This window comes from Ilumatobacter sp. (genome assembly GCF_041688325.1).
Taxonomy (GTDB): domain Bacteria; phylum Actinomycetota; class Acidimicrobiia; order Acidimicrobiales; family Ilumatobacteraceae; genus Ilumatobacter_A.
This window is the reverse complement of record NZ_JBDNIJ010000208.1, coordinates 1-2,073: the sequence shown is the minus strand read 5'-3', so window position 1 is coordinate 2,073 and position 2,073 is coordinate 1. Positions and strand designations below refer to the sequence as shown.

Genomic DNA, 2,073 nt, shown 5'->3' with positions numbered 1-2,073 from the left:
GTGGTCATCGAGTCGAGATGGGCCCGCCCCAGCAGCGACAGGTCGTCTTCGGTATCGAACAGGAACGTCGCAGCGACCGGTAACGGTTCGCTGATTCCGGTCGACTCGATGACAAGGTGATCGAAACGACCCTCGTCAGCGAGGCGTCCGACCTCGACGAGCAGGTCGTCGCGCAGCGTGCAGCAGATACATCCGTTCGTCATCTCGATCAAGCGTTCTTCGGTTCGGTCGAGTTGCACGTCGCCAGCGACGAGCGCGCCGTCGATGTTGATCTCGCTCATGTCGTTGACGATCACTGCGACGCGACGGCCATCTCGGTTGTGGAGGAGGTGATTGAGCAGCGTTGTCTTGCCGGCACCGAGGAAGCCGGACAGCACTGTGGTCGGCAGTGATCGGGCGGGAGAGTTCGACGCGGTGATTGTCGAATCGGTAGTTGTCATGGGGGCCTGCACAGTCATGGGTGTCGGGTTCGGATCGGAAGGAGCGATTGGCAGAGACCGCGTCGATGGGGCGCGGCGTCTCGAAGGCGGCGGCAACATGTCGACTTCAAGGTCGATGCCCGTGATCGCCCGCGTGATACGTCGGGCACCTTGGCGGGCTCCCCAGAGATTGCCGGCGGCAGGGCCGAGTTCGATTGTTGCGAGGCGCCCGGTGACATGGATCGGTAGTCCGCCGATCCGAAGGTCGTTGTTCGGAACGGGGAGTCCGTCGATCGTCGGGATCTGGGCCCGCAGACCAGCAAGGGCGGGCATTGCGTCAATCGACGGGGTGGTGCCAGTGGCGAACCAGCACCGGTCAGCAGTGACGGTGCTGGTGGTGATTGTCGAACCCGATCGATTGGTGACGATGTCAACGGCACAGCGACGGCTCGACGCAGCGCCGATGGGCGCTCAGTCGGCGCGATGGACGCCGACGATCTCTGCGTCGTTGAGAATCGTGAGCGAGCTGGCATCGGCGAGCCGGCGGAGTTCCACCAGCATCCACGGCGGGACCGTGCCTCCGCCACGCGCTGCTCGTGCCGCGGCCAATCGCTCGGCTGGATCTTCGATCGTTTCGTATCGCTGCAGTTCCTTCGGGCCCAGCCAACCGGGGTCGGTGTCGAAGCTTCGTTCGCGCAGCGCTGCGCGACACACCATCGTGACGTGCGCCCCGCGCTGCACGGCGCCACATGCAAGGTGGGCAGCTGTCAGCCCGGCGCCGACGATGACGATGTGGGCATCGTTGAGGTCTCCCACTCGACGCAAGTTCACCCGGTTGGCAGGTACGGCGATTGCGTCGTCGAGATGCTGTGCCCAGTTCGGGATGTTCGCGCGGCACGGGTTGCTTGCAATCACGACTCGCGTATCGGTGAAGCAGGTGTGCTCGCCAGCCAGGTCCACGGTGACGTTGCAGCCGTCGCTCTGCGCGCCGCCAGTGAGTACAACGTCGACAACCGTGCCCTGCACCACTAGCGGTTCGAGGTCGTGGTGTTCGATCAGGTGGTTACAGAACCTGGCGAACGTCTCCGTTGTCGGGAGCCCGTAGGGCAGTCCGCTGGTGGGGAGTCGGTGCGTCGAAGTGTGTTCTATCAGCAGACCCGGACCCGGCGCGGGGTGATGAACAGCGGGCGAGCGAAGGTGAGCGATGTCGAGTCGGGCGAACTGCTCGGTCCACGAGTATCAGCCACTTCCCTGTGGGGTCGACGACCACGATCCGGTCGCGTAGCCGTGGCGAGGCGGTGAGGAGGTGGATTGCCGAGGCGAGTCCGTGCGGGCCAGCACCGGCGATGACGACCTGCGAGAAGGAGTCTGTCCGGGCCGCAATCACGCCAACGCACCAGCGGTGATGTGAGCAACGACGAGTTGGCCCGACACCGCACCGCACGCGAGGCAGGTCCCATCGCGATTCCACGCAATAGCGGTGATTTCGCTGTCGAGCCGAAGGGCTGCGACCGGGTACTCGGGGAGCAGTGGCGACCAGATGTACACCACGCCGTGTTCGTCACCTGTTGCGAGGAAGCCGTTGTTGCTGGATTCGAGCACGGTGATCGTCGCATCTCGGGCAACGACGCACGTTGGCTCATCGGCCACTGCG

Annotated in this window: 3 protein-coding genes; all 3 read right to left on the bottom strand. The window is 64.5% G+C overall.

Features of this window, described 5'->3' with window-relative positions; all coding sequences use genetic code 11:
- Positions 1-752: GTP-binding protein (locus tag ACH2EI_RS12220; RefSeq protein WP_395160208.1), on the bottom strand; the 752-nt coding region annotated here is incomplete at its 3' end.
- 138 nt (positions 753-890) lie between these two features.
- On the bottom strand, positions 891-1,445 hold the full coding sequence (locus ACH2EI_RS12215) for an NAD-binding protein (protein WP_395152811.1): 555 nt from the start codon (positions 1,443-1,445) through the stop codon (positions 891-893).
- A 357-nt stretch (positions 1,446-1,802) separates the two neighbouring features.
- Positions 1,803-2,073: hypothetical protein (locus ACH2EI_RS12210; protein WP_395160206.1), on the bottom strand; the 271-nt coding region annotated here is incomplete at its 5' end.